Genomic DNA, 16,477 nt, shown 5'->3' with positions numbered 1-16,477 from the left:
TTTTGATTAAATTTAAAATAAAAATATAAAATTTAAGTTATTCAAATTTTATTTTTTTACAGAAGAAAATGATATTTTAATAAATAAACAAGTTATAAAATTTTAGTTTCTTAGCAATAGTTTCAAGAAATTAGTTTTCTATTTTAGGTTCGCCAAAACAATCTTTTAAAGCATTTTTAGCATCTTCTAAAGGATCAAATTTTTTAGCATCTTTTTTAAATTCATCAAATTGTGAATTAATGTCTATTTTTTTATTTTGAGAATTTGATAAATCTTGAGTAATGGATTGAAGTTTGCTTTCATCTATGAAAATTTCTTTTTGTACAGAAATCTTAGCATTAATTCCAAATTTGCTTTTAAAAAGTTCTTGTATAAGTTTAAAACCCTTATTAAGCTTATCTCTATCCCCTCCTTGTGCATTTGAAGTGATAGTTAAAATTTCATTTTCATAATTTATAAATTTAGTATTTTTTTTAAAGCATTCACCAAGTTCATAATCTCTATAATAAATAAGATCAATTAATATTTCATAAGGATTTTTTGTGTCATTATTATCTTGCTTTATTGAGATTTTATTTTCTTGTATAGAATTTTTAAAATAATTATTTTCCTCTTTTTTATCATCAATTTTAAATTCATTGATTTTTTCATCAATTTCTTTTAAATAACTTGCCTCCATCATCATAAAAGCCATAACACAAAGGGTAAATCCATCATCATCACTAGTTATACTTTTAGCACGCGAGAGTATCCTAAAAAATCTTTCATAAATCAAAGTAGAAAATTCGGTACTTTTCGAAAAAAAACTTTCTTTAAGATAAAAAAGCATTTCATCAATAACATTTGAGGCTTCATAATCTTGAAACTCTTTTAAAAATTCAAAAACTCTTTCTTCATCTTTTTTTAAAATGCTATTATAAAATTCTTTTATTTTTAGAGGATCCAAAAGACCTAACATATCAGTAATTTTGGCAACGCTGATATTATTTTCACAAAAAATAATAGCTTGATCAAGTAAAGTTAAGGTATCTCTTAAAGATCCATTACCGCTTCTTGCTATGAATTTTAAAGCCTCTTCTTCATAATTTACATTTTCCTTGATAAGAATTTCTTTAAGATGATTAAAAATATCATTTTGAGAAATTTGCTTAAAACGAAAATGCTGTGTTCTTGAAAGAACGGTTGCAGGTAGTTTTAAAGGATCGGTTGTCGCTAAAATAAATTTTATATAATTTGGAGGTTCTTCTAAAGTCTTTAATAGTGCATTTGCAGCTTGAGGAGTAAGCATATGAACTTCATCAATGATAAAAATTTTAAATCTTGCCATTGATGGGGTATATTTAGTTTGCTCAATCAAAGCTTGAATATCTTCTAGCCCACGATTGCTTGCTGCATCCATTTCTATGATATCTATATGCTTTCCTTCAAGCGCAGCTAAACATTGTTTGCAGGTTCCACAAGGTTTAGAATTTGGCCCTTGATCGCACACTAAGGCGCGTGAAAAAATTCTTGCACTTGAAGTTTTTCCACTTCCTCGAAGTCCAGAAAAAAGGTAAGCATGAGCAAGTCTTTGATTATCAAGTGCGTATTTTAAGCTTGTGCTGACAGTTTTTTGTCCCACAAGTTCATCAAAAGTTTTTGGTCGATATTTAATAGCTAAAGCTTGAAGCATTGTTTTTTCTCTCTTTTTATAAAACCTTTTTTGAAATTGTGCGGTTTATTATTGGATTTATAGTAAGACTTTTTAAGCTATTTTTAATAAAATTTTGTATTTTATTTGAGGATAAAAAATTATAATTATACTTTTTTATTGATTTTTGAGAATTTATTCTAATGCCAGATAAAAAGGCAAGATAATGCAATAAAAGACTATTTAGTATTGTAATAAATATTAAAAAAATATATTTTTTCATAATTTATTTTTCTTTTAATTATTCATTCATTATAGATAAAAGCTCTATATTATTTTTAGTTTTTAACATTTTAGAATACAAAAATTTAAGAGCTTCAACATCATCCATTTGCGAAATAGCAGAACGAATTGCCCAAATTTTTTGCAAATCACTTGGATTTTGTAATAACTCTTCTTTTCTTGTTCCTGATTTTATAATATTAATTGCTGGATAAATTCTTCTATCTGAGATATTTCTATCTAATACAATTTCGCTATTTCCAGTTCCTTTAAATTCTTCAAAAATTACATCATCCATTCTTGAGCCTGTATCAATTAAAGCAGTAGCTACTATAGTTAAAGATCCCCCTTTTTCTATATTTCTAGCTGCTCCAAAAAAACGTTTTGGTTTGTGTAGGGCATTAGCATCAACCCCTCCACTTAAAACTTTTCCCGAACTAGGAGTAGCAGTATTATAAGCTCTTGCAAGTCTTGTGATGCTATCAAGTAAAATAATCACATCTTTACCCATTTCAACCATTCTTTTAGCTTTTTCTATAACAAGTTCTGCTACACGCACATGATTATAAGCAGGTAAATCAAAAGTAGAACTAAAAACTTCTCCTTTTACACATCTTTGCATATCAGTTACTTCTTCAGGTCTTTCATCAACTAGTAAAACAATTAAATGCATATCAGGATGATTTTTAGCAATAGCCGCTGCTAATTCTTTCATAAGCTCTGTTTTACCTGTTCTAGGAGGTGCTACTATCAGCCCACGTTGTCCTTTTCCTATAGGGGTAAAAAGATCTAAAACACGCCCTGTTAATTTCATACTATCGTATTCTAGTTTTATTTTTTCTGTTGGAAAAATAGGAGTGAGATTATCAAAAAGAGGTCTTTCTTTGGCTTCTTGTAAAGGCATATAATTTATAGCTTCAATTTTTAATAAAGCATAATATTTTTCTTGATCTTTTGGCTCTCTTACCTGTCCTGTAACTATATCTCCAACACGAAGAGCGAATTTGCGAATTTGCGAATTTGAGACATAAGCATCGTTGACGCTATCGCTTAAATCTCCATCCATTCCACGTAAAAATCCATAACCCTCAGAAGATATTTCTAAAATACCAGTAAAAAGGATAAAACCACCTTTTTTGGTTTGTGCTTTCAAAATTTCAAACATAAGTTCTTGGCGACGAAATTCACGCGGATTTTCTATTTCACATTCATTAGCAATTTTAACTAGACTTTCAAGATCAAGTAGTTTTAGATCTTCAATTTTATAACCTTCCACAGGAATATGTGTTCTTTGATGCTGTTTTTTTTCTTTTTCCATAAGCCCTCGTAGATTTTAAGAAGAATTTTTGTAAAGTATGATTTTAATAAAAAAATATACTTTTTGTCAAATTTGCTTATAATAATGAAATTAAATTTATGAAAGAAGAGCTATGAAATGTGCACATTGTAGATTAAATTTTAAAGAAAATCAAATGATAAAAAAAAATGATATCTTTTTTTGCTGCAAGGGTTGTCAAAGTGTTTATGAAATTTTACATGAGAATGGCTTGGATGAATTTTATAAAAAATTAGGAGATAAAACTTTAAATCCTATTGCAAATCAAAATAGCTTTAAAAATTATGATGAGTTTATTAATAAAACCAAAGAAGGATTTAGTGAGATTTATCTGATGTTGCATGGAATTGAATGTGCTGCTTGTATTTGGCTTAATGAAAAAATTTTAATCAAGCAACAAGGAATTTTAGAACTTGATATTAATCATTTTACTCATAAAGCTAGAATTGTTTTTGATGAAGATAGTATTACTTTAAAAGATATTTTAAATTTAATAGAAAGCATAGGATATAAAGCAAGCGCTTATGATCCTGCTAAAACAGAACAAAAAGCAAATTTATTAAAAAGAGGGTTTTATTCTAAACTCATTGTAGCTATTGCTTGTGTTATGAATATTATGTGGATAGCTATAGCAAAATATGCAGGATTTTTTACAGGAATGGATAAAGATATAAAGGATATTTTAAATTTTGCTGAGTTTATTCTTTGTTTTCCTGTTCTTTTTTATACAGGTTCGAGCTTTTATCAAAATGCTTTTAGGGCAATTAAAAATAAAAAAGTTAATATGGATACTTTAGTAATTAGCGGTGCAACTTTGGCTTTTTTGTATTCGTTATGGGCTATGTTTTCTAGAGTAGGCGAAGTTTATTTTGATTCTGTTGCTATGATTGTTTGTTTTGTTTTTATTGGCAAATATCTTCAAGTATTTAGCAAAAAAATAGCTTTAGATACTATAGACGGTTTAAATGCATTTTTAAAAAATGAAGTTTTGGTTTTTAATGGTAAAGAATTTAAGCCAAAATTAGCCAATGAAGTGAAGATTGATGATATTATTTTACTTAGAAGTGGCGATAAAATTCTAATTGATGGTGTTTGTATTAAAGGAGAAGCAAGTCTTGATACCTCTTCTTTAAATGGTGAAAATACCCCTTTATTAATAAGAGAAAATGATGAGCTAAATTCTGCTTGTATAGTGCTTGATGGTAGTATAGAATATAGAGCAACTAAGCTTTATAAAGACTCTAAACTTTCAATTATTATAAAACTTTTAGAGCTTGCCAGTACAAAAAAAGCTAAACTCGAAAGTTTGGTATCTAAAATTTCTGGATATTTTTCACCTATTATTTTATTTTCTTCTTTTACTTGTTTTTGTTTTTGGTTTTTCTTTAAGAATTCCAATGTAGAATTAAGTCTTATAAATGCAATATCAGTTTTAATTATAGCTTGTCCTTGTGCTTTAGCTTTAGCAACTCCTGTTAGTACGCTTGTTGCTTTAGGAAAATCTTTAAAAGAGCATATTATTTTTAAGCATTCTAGCACCATTGAAGATCTTAGTAAAATTAATATGGTTGTTTTTGATAAAACAGGAACTCTAACAAATAATGAGTTAAAAATTAGCAATTTTTATTTAGATGATAAAATAGATAAAGAAGAATTGTATAGTTTTATAAAACTTTCCAATCATCCTGTATCAAAAAGTATTGCTAAATTTTTTGAAGATCAGGGCATAATTTATAAAAATTTAGATTTTAAAGAACTTATTAATATCCAAGCAAAAGGTTTAAAGGCAAATTTAGATAATGATTTATTTTTAGGAGGAAATTATTATTTTTTAAGAGAAAATGGTATTGAGGTTCAAGATTTTAAAAACACTCATTTTATTTTTGCTAAAAATAAAAAAATACTTGCATTTTTTGAATTTGAAAATATTTTAAGAGAAGGAGCTAAAGAGCTTATAGCTTATTTGTATAATCATAAGATTAAAACGATGATATTAAGCGGAGATAACCATTATGCAGTAAAAAAAATTGCTAAAGAGCTTAAGATTACTGATTATAAAGCTTCTTGTTTGCCAGAAGATAAAATGAAAATCATTGAAAATTTAAATAAAAGATATAGAGTTTTGTTTATTGGAGATGGTATTAATGATGCTTTGGCATTAAAGTATGCCAGTGTTTCAATCACTTTAAAACAAGGAAGTGATTTAGCAATTCAAAGCAGTGATGTTCTTTTGTTAAAAAATGATTTATTTTCTTTGATAAAAGTTCTAAAGCTTTCTAAAAATACTTATAAAATTATAAAACAAAATTTATTCTTTTCTTTATTTTATAATGCTTTGAGCATTCCTTTGGCTTTTTTAGGGCTTATTAATCCATTAATTGCAGCACTTTCCATGTCTTTTAGCAGTATAATAGTTGTATTAAATGCTTTAAGGATTAAATAAATCATGAGTAATGTAATAATAATGATGATAGGGGTTTCTTTATTGACTTTTTTTATAGTTCTTGGTGCTTTTTTGTGGGCGGTAAAAAATAAGCAATTTGATGATGAGTATAAATTTATTACCCTAGATGATGATGAAGAGTCTTTAAATGATATGTTAAATTTGGAAAAAAGAAAAGAAGAGGCTTTAAGAAAGCAAAAAAAGCTTTCTTAAAATTTTGGATTATTTTAAAGTCTCAATATATTTATCAATAGCTTCAAGATCGGCTTCACTCAAGCCTTTTAATTGAAGTTTCATAATAGCACCTTGACCAAATTTATTTCTTGTTCCTGCTTGATATTCTTTTAAAGCTTGTGCTCTCTCTTCATAGCTTAAAGATGCAAGAGCTGGAACTTTTCCTAAATAAACTTTATCAGCTTTTGCTCCATGGCAAACAGCACATTTTTTAAAAAGTGTAGCACCATCAGCTGCATAAGCAGAAACTCCAAGACATACTAAAGCAGAAATTGCTAACAATTTTTTCATTTTAACTCCTTGTTGATTTTAGACGATAAATATTATATCTTTAATTTTTAATAAATTTCTTAAAGATTTTAGAAAATAAATGTTTATTTCAAAAAAGCTATATTATAATGTTTTTTATGAAAAGAAAAGCGTTGTTTTTAGATAGAGATGGTGTTATTAATATAGATAAAAAATATGTTTACAAAATAGAAGATTTTGAATTTTATAATGAAATTTTTGATCTTTGTAAATATTTTATATTAAAAGATTATTTGGTTTTTATAATAACTAATCAATCAGGTATTGCAAGGGGTTATTATAGCGAAGAAGATTTTTTAAAACTTTGTAATTTTGTCTTAAATGAATTTACTAAAAAAGATATAACAATTTCAAAAATTTATTATTGTCCACACTTAGAAAACTGTGAATGCAGGAAGCCAAAACCAGGTATGATTTTAAAGGCTAAAAATGAATTTGATATAGATATAAAAAATTCTATCTTTATAGGAGATAACCTTAGCGATATGCAAGCAGGCAAAAATGCAGGAGTTAAAAATTTATTTCTTGTAAATAAAGACTTGCAAAAACAAGATTATTTTAAAAGCTTTTTTTCTTTAAAAGAACTTTTAATTTTTTTAAAACAAAATTTTTAAGGATAATTAAATGAGAATACTTATTACAGGTGGAGCAGGATTTATTGGTTCAGCATTAGCTCTTTTTTTACAGGAAAATCATGAAGTTTTAGTTGTAGATAAAATGAGAAGTGGCGCTGTTTTTGAAAATGGAAATTTAGAGTGTTTAGGTCATTTTAAAAATTTACTCGGTTTTAAAGGCGAACTTTATGTTGCAGATATAAATGAAGAAAAAACTTTAAAAATAATAAAAGATTTTAAACCAGAAATTATTTTTCATAAAGCAGCTATTTCAGATACTACAATTTATGATCAAAATAAAATATTAACCACTAATTTAAATACTTTTAAAGAATTTATAAAACTTAGTATTGATCTTAATGCAAAACTTATCTATGCAAGTTCTGCTTCTGTTTATGGTGATGCTCCTAGTCCTCAAATTGTAGGGATTAATGAAAATCCTAAAAATCCTTATGCTTTTTCAAAACTTATGATGGATGTTTTGGCTCAAAAATATTATGATAAAGCTCATTTAGTAGGTCTTAGGTATTTTAATGTTTATGGAAAGGGTGAATTTTACAAAGGTAAAACCTCTTCTATGATTGTGCAATTTGCTCATCAAATTTTAGCGGGTAAAAATCCTCGTTTATTTAGAGGAAGTGATAGAATTTATAGAGACTTTGTTTATATAAAAGATTGTCTAGAGGCTAATATTAAAGCTATAGAGGCAAAAAATGGAGTCTATAACGTGGGTAGCGGAAAAGCAAGAACTTTTCAAGATATTGTAGATATTTTACAAAAAGAGTTAAATACAAATTTATCTTGTGAGTATATTAAAAATCCTTATGAAAAATTTTATCAATTTCATACACAAGCAAAATTAGATGAAAGTTTTGCTTATAAGCCAAAGTATAGCCTTGAAGAAGGTATAAAAGATTATTTGCCAGAAATTTTAAGACTTTTTGAAAAGGAAGTAAATGTTTGATTTTTTAGCAAAACAAAAGCCAAAGATTCTTGTTATAGGTGATTTTATGGTAGATTGTTATGTTTGGTGCGATAGTTCGCGTATTAGTCCTGAAGCGCCTGTTATGATAATGAAGTCTAAAAAACAAGAAAAACGTTTAGGGGGCGGTGCTAATGTTTATGCGAATTTAAAAGCTCTAGGAGCAGATGTTTTTGCACTTGGTGTTGTTGGCGATGATGAAAATGGAAATTTTTTAAAAGAAAAACTGAATTCTTATTTTTTGATACAAAAAGGGCGTAAAACATCGCTTAAAAGTCGTATTATTGCCCATAATCAGCAAGTTTTAAGATTAGATGATGAAGATGATGAAGATATTAAACTTGAGCAAGAATTAATCACAGAATTTAAAAAAATTTTTAGGAATTTCAATGCTATTTTGCTAAGTGATTATGCAAAAGGAGTTTTAACTCCAAAAATTTGTCAAAATATTATTCAAAGTGCAAATGAATTTAATATACCTGTTTTAGTGGATCCTAAAGGAGATGATTTTAGTAAGTATAAGGGTGCTACTTTATTAACCCCAAATAAGCAAGAAGCTTTGAAAGCTTTAAAAATAAATAATTTAGAAGGAGAAAATCTCCAATATGGTATCGAAAAGCTTAAAAAGGATTTTGATTTAAAATACTCTATTATCACTCTTTCTGAGGATGGTATAGCACTTTTTGATGAAAAATTACATATTATTCCTGCTAAGGCATTAGAAGTTTATGATGTAACAGGAGCAGGGGATAGCGTAATTGCAACTTTAGCTTTTTCTTTGGCTTGCAATATACCTATTTTAGAGGCTTGTGAATTAGCTAATAAAGCTGCAGCTGTGGTTGTAGGAAAAATAGGAAGCGTAAGTGTTAGTTTAGATGAAATTAGAAATTTTAATAAAAATAATTTTGAAAATAAAATTAAAAACAAAGAAGAGCTTTTAAAGATACTTAAAACGGAGAATAAAAAGATAGTTTTTACTAATGGTTGTTTTGATATAGTGCATTTTGGTCATATAAAGTATCTAGAAAAAGCTAAAAAATTAGGTGATATTTTAATTGTTGGATTAAATTCTGATGCAAGTGTAAAAAGACTTAAAGGTAAAAATCGTCCTATAAATTCAGAATTTCATAGAGCTTGTATGTTGGCAGCTTTTTACTTTGTAGATTTTGTTGTGATTTTTGATGAGGATACTCCTTTAGAATTGATATCATTTTTAAAGCCTGATGTTTTGGTTAAAGGAGCAGATTATCAAAATAAAGAAGTTGTAGGAGAAAAACTGGTTTCAAAAGTTGAATTGATAGATTTTGAAGAAGGTTTTAGCACAAGTAATATTATATATAAAATTAACAATCAAGCTTTAAATTAGTATGCAAAAGTTCTTCTAGGATAGTGGTGGCATAAGATCCTTTTTGAAGAAAAAACTCTAAAACAACATGAGCTTTTTCTTCGTTGTAATGAAATTTTGCATTTTCCATGTAACTCCACATAAAGCGTCTAGTTCCTTGCATTTGTTCTTTAAATTCTAAAAGTTCTTTAAAAGCTTCACTTTCTAGTTCTTTAACAAAATTTAAGCTTTCAAAAGCTTTTTTACCTACCAATAACCCTAAAGCAGAAATATCTCTTTTAAAAAATCTTTCTTGCTCTTTATTTAAATCTTCACAAATAAAACATTTTCCATAAGGATAATGTCCTAGCACATCTCCTTTTAAAATTTTAAAAAAGTTTTTTTGTTTTTTGAGAATTTGTAGTTCTTCTTTACACAAGGGGTAAAGTTGTGTTAATTCTTTAATATTAAAATCTTTAATAAAGTGAGAAATTTCTATTCTTTTGCTAAGGTAACGATTAAAAAATTCGCTTTGAAGAGCTGAGATTAGAAAATTTTTAAGTTTTGGATTTTTTATTTTTTTGCCTTTTAAAATTTCAATTCCTTCTAGATAATTATCTCCAAATTTTCCAAAGCGTTGATAGCCAAAATAATTTGCAAAACCTTGAGAGTTTAAGGTATTAAAAGCTTCTTTGAGTTTTAAAGCATCACTGGGAGAGACTTTTTTTAAACGTATAAAAAAAGAATTACCTTTTAAATGGCCTATCTTTAATTTATTATGATGAGTGAAATATTCTAAAATTTTTAATTTTGGATGAGAAAAATTATGAAAGCGATCTTTGAATTTCTTAAGCACAGAAATATATTGAAAAGTAAAACCTTGTTTATCTTTAAGACCTGCATAACCAAAATCCCTTATTTTAATCCCACTTGTTTCGCTTAAAATTTGCAAAGCTTCATTTGTGCTCAAATCTTTTTTGCAAATATGCATAATTAAATGTTCGCCTTGATTGGAAAATTCATAAAGAGCTTTTTCTCTTACAACAAAATCATCACTATTTTTACTAAAATAAACATTAATCGGACTATGTTTTAAGCTATAAAGACGCTTAAAAGTGGTGTTCTTTTCCAACAAATTCATATTTTCCTTTCACAGCTTGACCAAAAATATTAAGCTTAACTTTGTGTTTTTTAGCACATTGTTTTATAAAATTTTCGTATTTTGGATTAAAAGCAAATAAAATTTCATATTCTTCCCCGCTATATAACTCATAAGAATTAAGATTTTTATACCAAGAAATTCCTAGATTATTGATTTTAAGCAGGCGTGATAAGTCTTTGCTTAATCCATCTGAAATATCCATAGCACAGCTAAGTTTTTGAGCAATTTCGTAAAAAAAATCTTTTCTTATTTTAGGTTTGATGAAACGATGATTAGGGCTTAGCTTTTTACCTTGTTGAAGAAGTTCTAAGCCCTTTAAGCTTTGACCTAAATTTCCGCTAAAAGCTAATAAATCTCCTATTTTTAAGCCTTTTCTAAAAACAGGTTTTTTGAAAATTTCAGAAATAAGAGTAATACTAATATCAATTTTATGATTGCTTATTGTATCACCGCCTATAATTTTTATATTAAATTTCTTAGCCGTATTTAAAAATCCTTTTTGCAAAGCTTTGATTTCTGCTTTACTTAAATTTTTTGGTAAAGCAAGTCCTAAAAGAGCGTATTTTGGTTTAGCATTCATCACTATAGCATCAGAAATATTTATAAGCAAAGCTTTGCTTGCAATTTGTTCTAAACTCATCCAAGATCTTTTAAAATGAACATTTTCAAAAAACAAATCTTTACTAAAGCACCAGTTATCGACTATGGCACCATCATCGCCATTTATAGAATTTAAAAAGGCGTTGATGATAAATTGTTCTTTATCCATGTTATTTATTTTATAAAAATTCATTTTAAATAACACTTTGTTTTATAGATATTTTAAGAAATTTTTATATAATTTAAAAAAAGGAAACTAGAATGAAAGATTTAGAGCTTAGAATTTTTAGATTTGATAGTAGACAAGATTATGAAGCATATTATAAACCTTATGTTTATAACAATTATGAAAATTTCGCTTCTTTTTATGATTTACTTTTGCAGATTAGTGATGATGATATATATTTTGAATTTGAAAAAAATGAGAATGCTTTTGTATTGATTAATAATAAACCTTTTAAATTAAATACCCCGTTAAATAAAATATTACAAAATGAAGGTTATGAACTTAAAATAGAACCATTAAGCACTAAAAGAGCTGTTAAAGATCTTATTATCAATAAAGATGATTTTTATGATCGCTTTAAACTCATTTCACATCTAGTCAGCGAAGAGGATAGAAAAATTTATGAAAAATATGATTATTTATACTATACAAGTAAGATTTTAAAATATTTACCTAGTTATCTTGGAGATTCTTTTTTTTATTTTGTAGAGCAAATGATAAAAAAATATCCTGATAAAAAAGAGAGTTTTTTAAAAATTATTAAAGATGAAAGTAGGGGAATTTTTTATCATGTAAAAACTGAAAATTTAGCTTTAGAGCAAGCAATTGATTTTCTAAAGCAAGAAATTTTAAAAGCAAAACTTTTTGATGAAACCCTTTTGAACAATAAGGAAATAATTTTAGAATCTTTTCGTAGCGAATTTAAAGAGCCAAGTGATATTAAATATAATTTTAAAGATTTTAATATCGGTTTATTTATTCGCAAGGATATTAAATTTAGCACTAAGCTTGAAGCAAAATTTATTTCTTTTTCTAAAAATCTAAAAACTTCAGGTTTTGAATTTTTAAATTTAGATGAAGAGCTTTCTTATAAGATAGCAGCTGATATTATACTTAAAGCTTATGATGCTGGGTGTGATTTTTTAGTTGTTGATACACCAAGTGATTTTTATATGTTTGATTCTTGTTCTAAAAAATTGATGCAAACAAGCGGTAGAGAATTTAATGATTTTTATATTATTAGTCATTATGAATTTTTTGCTCTTATGGCAGGCGTTAAAATAGAGTCGCTAAAAAGCCATTCTTTAAAGGTTACTTTGATATGAAAATTTCTCTTGAATGCAGAGATCTTATCATAGAAAAAGCTTTAGAGCTTTTTTTAAAAGATTATTTGGTTATGAAAAAAGATTGTGATTTTATTATTTGTGATGAAAAAATTCCAAGCTCTAAGCCTTTATTTATTATCAATGAAAACTCCCCTTTTTTAAGCATTCCTTTTAGTAAAGAAGAACTTTTTGCTTCTTTAAAAGAATTCGATCAAGCATTAAAACTTGCTGCACAAAAAATCGCAGATGAACAAAGAAGAATTTTAGAAGCTAAAATTGATACAATAGCTAATGAATTTAAAAAAAGCTATCAATTAGAAATTGATAAATCTATTATAAAATTAAAAAATAAATTAATCCAAGTTCTAAATGACGAGTAAGGCTTATTTGAAAGAAAGAGATTTCAAAAGAAAAAATTCTAAGAAGCTTTATACTAGTATTGAAAGTGGTAAATTTAAAGGTAAAAAACTTCTTTTACCAAGTTTAAGTACTACAAGAAGTACAAAAAGTATAGTAAAAGCTTGTGTGTTTAATGTTTTAAGGGATATCTTAAGAGATAAGATCTTTATAGAAGTTTTTGGCGGGAGTGCTTTAATGGCCGCTGAAGCTTTAAGTAATGAAGCTTTAAAAGCTTATGCCATAGAGCTTGATTATAAAGCTTATCATATAGCTTTAGAAAATGCTAAAAATATAAGTAGTGAAATAATAGCTTTACAAGGAGATAGTTTTAAAATTTTACCAGATTTGGTTTGTGATTTAAATAAAAAAGAATTGATACTTTATTTTGATCCTCCTTTTAATATCAGAGATGGTTTTGATGAAATTTATGAAAGAGTTTATGAGCTAATTAAAAATTTAAATACTTCTCATATTGTTTATATAATAATAGAACACTATTCTTTAGTAAAAACACCACAAAATTTAGGTATTTTTAATTTAATAAAAGTAAAAAAATTCGGATCTACAAGCCTTAGTTTTTATACTATTTGAATTCTGTTTATTAATGGAATTAAGTTTATATGGTGAAATTCATTTAATTTTTAATAAATATATTTATAATTTTAAAAATTTAAAAAAGGTTTAATATGTTTAAAATAATTATTTTTTTAATATTTTTGAGTTTAAATTTGTTAAATGCTTCTAATCAAAGTCCTATCAATATTGATAAAAATTTAAGTAAGAAAATAAATAATTCTTTGAGTATTATTTATAGTGGCGGGATTAAAAATATTATTAATACTAAATATGTTTTAAAAATTTACACCTTAGATTCTAATAAAATTATTTTTAATAGTTTGGAATTTACTTTAAAAGAATTTCATTTTCATATCCCTGCGGAAAATACCATAAATAACGTTAGATATCCTTTGGAACTTCATTTTGTGCATAAAAATTCTTTAAATCAAATTTTAGTAATAGGAGTTTTGTTTAAAGAAGGAAAGGAAAATTTAATTTTAAATCAAATTTTGACTAATGTGGAGAATTCTAAAAAAAATTTGAATTTAGATTTGAAAGATTTATTGCCTAAAAATAAATCCTATTTTAATTTTAAAGGTTCTTTGACAACCAAGCCTTATGCAGAAGGTATAGAATGGATAGTTATGGAGCATCCTTTGGAATTATCAAAATCTCAAATTTTGAAATTTCAAAAATTATTAGAAAACAATGCAAGATCCTTGCAACCTTTAAATAATAGGATAATTAAATACTTCAAGGAATAATCCTTGAAAATAAATTAAAAATTTTTAAAAATAGAATTAAATACTTTTTAAAACTTTCATTTATAAATCTCTTCATCATTCTTAATATTTTTTATAGCTAGGTATTTTTGATGGATAAAATTGATTGAATTAAATGATGCCAAATAATCAAAGATATTTTATCTAATAATTAAACAAAATATTAATATATATTTAAGATATTATTAATATACTTTTATAAATATTAAATAAATTATAAACAATTTGGAGTATATTTCATGAATACTTGTAGAAGAAATTTTATGAAATGTGTGGGTTTGAGTCCTATTGTATTAAATATGCCTGGAGTTTTGGGAGCTTTTGATAAAGAATTAAAATTTCCTAGAAAATTTACTAAAAGTATTTGTGAAATGTGTAGTTCAAGATGTTTTATTGATGTAAGAGTAGATAAAGAAAATAAACTTTTTATACAAGGAAATATTTATTCTAAAGCAACTCAAGGAAAGATTTGCGCTAGGGGTGGATCTGGTGTAAGTCAGCTTTTAGATCCTAAGCGTCTTGTTAAACCTTTATTAAGAATTGGAGAGAGAGGTGAGGGAAAATTTAAAGAAATAAGCTGGGAAGAAGCTTATAAGTTTATTGCTTTAAAACTAAATGAAATTAAATCAAAATATGGAGCTAAAAGTGTTGCCTTTGCCTCAAAATCAGGTCCTGAGTCTATATTTATAAATCAATTTGCTTATGCTTATGGATCGCCTAATATTTTTGATCACGGAAACACCTGTCCTAGTGCTTATTCTGTGGCTTTAAAAAGTGTTTTTGGAACAAGTTCTTTAGAAAGAGATTATGCTAATGCTAAATTTATACTAAGTTTTGGACATAATATTTATGAGGGTATGGTTATTAGTTATATAAGAGCTATAAATAAAGCCTTAGAAAAAGGTTGTAAATTAGTTTCTTTAGATCCTCGTTTTTCTATGCTTTCTTCAAAGGCAAATGAGTGGATACCTATAAAACCAGCAAGTGATGTAGCTTTTATGTTGGCATTTATTCATATTTTAATTTATGAAGAGCTTTATGATAAAAAATTTATTCAAAAATACACCATAGGGTTTGAGAAGCTTAAAGAAAGTATAAAAGATTACACCCCAGAACTTATGACTAAAGAATGTGATATAGATGCTAAAAAGATTAAAGAGCTTGCACGAGAATGCGCTTCTTTTTCTCCGCATTGTATTGTAGATTATGGACATAGAAGCACTTTTACTCCTGAAGAAATCGAATTTAGAAGAGCTATAGCCATTGCAAATACTTTGCTTGGAAATATAGAAACTAAAGGTGGAATTTATTTTTTGAAAAATGCAAAAATTTATAATAAATTTGCAAAAGAAAATGTAGCACCTATCTTTGAAAATGTCTTACCAAAGATTATTAAACCAAAAGATTTAAGGATAGATGGGGTTGATATTAAGGATGGAGAATTTAGCAAAATTGGAGAAAAAAGAGGAATTTATACTAAAGTTTTTAATACTATTTTAACTCAAGATCCTTATCCGATTTCTGGACTTTTTATTTCAAGATCAAATCCGGTCATAACGGCCAATAACGCAAAAGAAGTAATAGCAGCTCTTAAAAAACTTGAATTATTTGTTTGCATTGATATATATTTAAGCGATAGTGCGATGTATGCAGATGTGATTTTGCCTGAGTCAAGCTATCTTGAAAGAGATGAACAATTTTTGGCAAATGCAGGCAAATATCCAAGCTATAGTGTTCGTCAGAAAGTACTTGATCCTATAGGTGATACAAAGGCTTCTAATCAAATTTTTAAAGAGTTGGCTACTTATATGAATTTAAATAAATTTTTTCCTTATAAAGACATAGAAGATTTTAGAATGAAACAAGCTTTTAAATATCCTGAATTTATATATGAACTTAAAAATAAAGGAGTATTAGAATATGGGATTGAGTTATTGGCAAGAGATAAAGAAAGTATTGAAAAATTTATAGAAAAATATCCTAATTCTAAGCAATTTTTAGACGAAGATGGCGAATTTAAAGATTTGCTTGCGTGTCAGACTTTAAGTGGCAAAATAGAACTTTTTGATGAGGTATTGGAAAAAGCTTGTGCAAGGGGAGCTTTAACATACAATAAAATAAAATTAAAAGAAGAAAATGAGTTTTATTTTATACAAGGAAAAGTAGCTGTACATACTAATGGACATACAGTTAATGTGCCTTGGCTTAATGCTTTGATGGATAATAATGCTGTATGGATTAATCAAAAAATTGCCAATGATTTAAATTTAAAAAAAGGAGATAGTATAAAAATCACAAATGAAGTAGGTAGTGTAATAGCACAAGTTTTGCCTACTATAGGTATTAGAGAAGATACCATTTTTGCTTATTTTAGCTTTGGACATATAAATAAAAAAGGTATAAGTGCTAGTTATCTTTTAAAAAATGATATTTCGCCAGTGTGTGGTAACAATGTTCATACTATAGGTGTTAGCATAGAAAAAGTTTAAA

General features: G+C 26.6%; 15 protein-coding genes. 10 read left to right on the top strand and 5 right to left on the bottom strand.

Annotated elements, in window-relative coordinates; translation table 11 throughout:
- Positions 1-130: 130 nt before the first annotated feature.
- Both DU473_RS04735 and rho read right to left on the bottom strand, forming a co-directional pair.
- Positions 131-1,672: a DNA polymerase III subunit gamma/tau gene (locus tag DU473_RS04735; protein ID WP_131162916.1), complete on the bottom strand. Its 1,542-nt coding sequence runs from the start codon at positions 1,670-1,672 to the stop codon at positions 131-133.
- 259 nt (positions 1,673-1,931) lie between these two features.
- On the bottom strand, positions 1,932-3,230 hold the full coding sequence (rho, locus tag DU473_RS04730; protein WP_131162915.1) for a transcription termination factor Rho: 1,299 nt from the start codon (positions 3,228-3,230) through the stop codon (positions 1,932-1,934).
- Between the two features lie 112 nt (positions 3,231-3,342).
- On the opposite strand from rho, the gene DU473_RS04725 reads away from it, so the two are divergent.
- Positions 3,343-5,691: a heavy metal translocating P-type ATPase gene (locus DU473_RS04725; RefSeq protein ID WP_131162914.1), complete on the top strand. Its 2,349-nt coding sequence runs from the start codon at positions 3,343-3,345 to the stop codon at positions 5,689-5,691.
- A gap of 3 nt (positions 5,692-5,694) precedes the next feature.
- The gene (ccoS, locus tag DU473_RS04720) at positions 5,695-5,904 is read left to right on the top strand and encodes a cbb3-type cytochrome oxidase assembly protein CcoS (RefSeq protein WP_131186621.1); all 210 of its coding nucleotides are present in this window, start codon (positions 5,695-5,697) and stop codon (positions 5,902-5,904) included.
- A 9-nt stretch (positions 5,905-5,913) separates the two neighbouring features.
- On the opposite strand, the gene DU473_RS04715 is transcribed toward ccoS, so the two are convergent.
- Positions 5,914-6,216, bottom strand: a complete 303-nt coding sequence (locus DU473_RS04715) for a c-type cytochrome (protein ID WP_131162912.1) — start codon at positions 6,214-6,216, stop codon at positions 5,914-5,916.
- A gap of 107 nt (positions 6,217-6,323) precedes the next feature.
- On the opposite strand from DU473_RS04715, the gene DU473_RS04710 reads away from it, so the two are divergent.
- The 3 genes from DU473_RS04710 to rfaE1 are packed head-to-tail and all read left to right on the top strand — an operon-like array spanning position 6,324 to position 9,196.
- The gene (locus DU473_RS04710; RefSeq protein ID WP_316328900.1) at positions 6,324-6,848 is read left to right on the top strand and encodes a D-glycero-alpha-D-manno-heptose-1,7-bisphosphate 7-phosphatase; all 525 of its coding nucleotides are present in this window, start codon (positions 6,324-6,326) and stop codon (positions 6,846-6,848) included.
- 10 nt (positions 6,849-6,858) lie between these two features.
- Positions 6,859-7,812 carry an ADP-glyceromanno-heptose 6-epimerase gene (rfaD, locus tag DU473_RS04705; protein WP_131162910.1) on the top strand — a complete coding sequence of 318 codons (954 nt, stop codon included), beginning with the start codon at positions 6,859-6,861 and terminating at the stop codon, positions 7,810-7,812.
- The gene (rfaE1, locus tag DU473_RS04700) at positions 7,805-9,196 is read left to right on the top strand and encodes a D-glycero-beta-D-manno-heptose-7-phosphate kinase (protein ID WP_131162909.1); all 1,392 of its coding nucleotides are present in this window, start codon (positions 7,805-7,807) and stop codon (positions 9,194-9,196) included. Before rfaD ends, rfaE1 begins: the two co-directional genes overlap by 8 nt.
- Here the strand turns inward: rfaE1 and truD are convergent.
- Together truD and DU473_RS04690 are read right to left on the bottom strand one after the other, a co-directional pair.
- A complete protein-coding gene (gene truD / locus DU473_RS04695; protein WP_131162908.1) occupies positions 9,174-10,295 on the bottom strand; it encodes a tRNA pseudouridine(13) synthase TruD in 1,122 nt (373 codons plus the stop codon). The two genes, rfaE1 and truD, sit on opposite strands and share 23 nt — an antisense overlap.
- The gene (locus DU473_RS04690) at positions 10,264-11,085 is read right to left on the bottom strand and encodes a thiamine-phosphate kinase (RefSeq protein WP_131186634.1); all 822 of its coding nucleotides are present in this window, start codon (positions 11,083-11,085) and stop codon (positions 10,264-10,266) included. The genes truD and DU473_RS04690 overlap by 32 nt, the downstream gene beginning before the upstream one ends.
- A 92-nt stretch (positions 11,086-11,177) precedes the next feature.
- On the opposite strand from DU473_RS04690, the gene DU473_RS04685 reads away from it, so the two are divergent.
- The 5 genes from DU473_RS04685 to phsA all read left to right on the top strand — a co-directional run bounded on the left by DU473_RS04685 (position 11,178) and on the right by phsA (position 16,476).
- Positions 11,178-12,248 (top strand): DUF5644 domain-containing protein, encoded by a 1,071-nt coding sequence (locus DU473_RS04685; protein WP_131186620.1) that lies wholly within the window; start codon positions 11,178-11,180, stop codon positions 12,246-12,248.
- Positions 12,245-12,628 carry an ornithine carbamoyltransferase gene (locus DU473_RS04680; protein ID WP_131165819.1) on the top strand — a complete coding sequence of 128 codons (384 nt, stop codon included), beginning with the start codon at positions 12,245-12,247 and terminating at the stop codon, positions 12,626-12,628. The genes DU473_RS04685 and DU473_RS04680 overlap by 4 nt, the downstream gene beginning before the upstream one ends.
- A gap of 7 nt (positions 12,629-12,635) precedes the next feature.
- Complete coding sequence (locus DU473_RS04675) at positions 12,636-13,238, top strand: RsmD family RNA methyltransferase (RefSeq protein WP_243830586.1); 603 nt, start codon at positions 12,636-12,638, stop codon at positions 13,236-13,238.
- Between the two features lie 95 nt (positions 13,239-13,333).
- Positions 13,334-13,969 carry a carbonic anhydrase family protein gene (locus tag DU473_RS04670; RefSeq protein ID WP_131165817.1) on the top strand — a complete coding sequence of 212 codons (636 nt, stop codon included), beginning with the start codon at positions 13,334-13,336 and terminating at the stop codon, positions 13,967-13,969.
- A 257-nt stretch (positions 13,970-14,226) separates the two neighbouring features.
- Positions 14,227-16,476 (top strand): thiosulfate reductase PhsA, encoded by a 2,250-nt coding sequence (phsA, locus tag DU473_RS04665; RefSeq protein WP_131186619.1) that lies wholly within the window; start codon positions 14,227-14,229, stop codon positions 16,474-16,476.
- Position 16,477: the final 1 nt, after the last annotated feature.

This window comes from Campylobacter novaezeelandiae, from assembly GCF_004323845.1.
Lineage (GTDB): Bacteria > Campylobacterota > Campylobacteria > Campylobacterales > Campylobacteraceae > Campylobacter_D > Campylobacter_D novaezeelandiae.
This window is presented reverse-complemented; position numbering and strand designations above follow the sequence as displayed.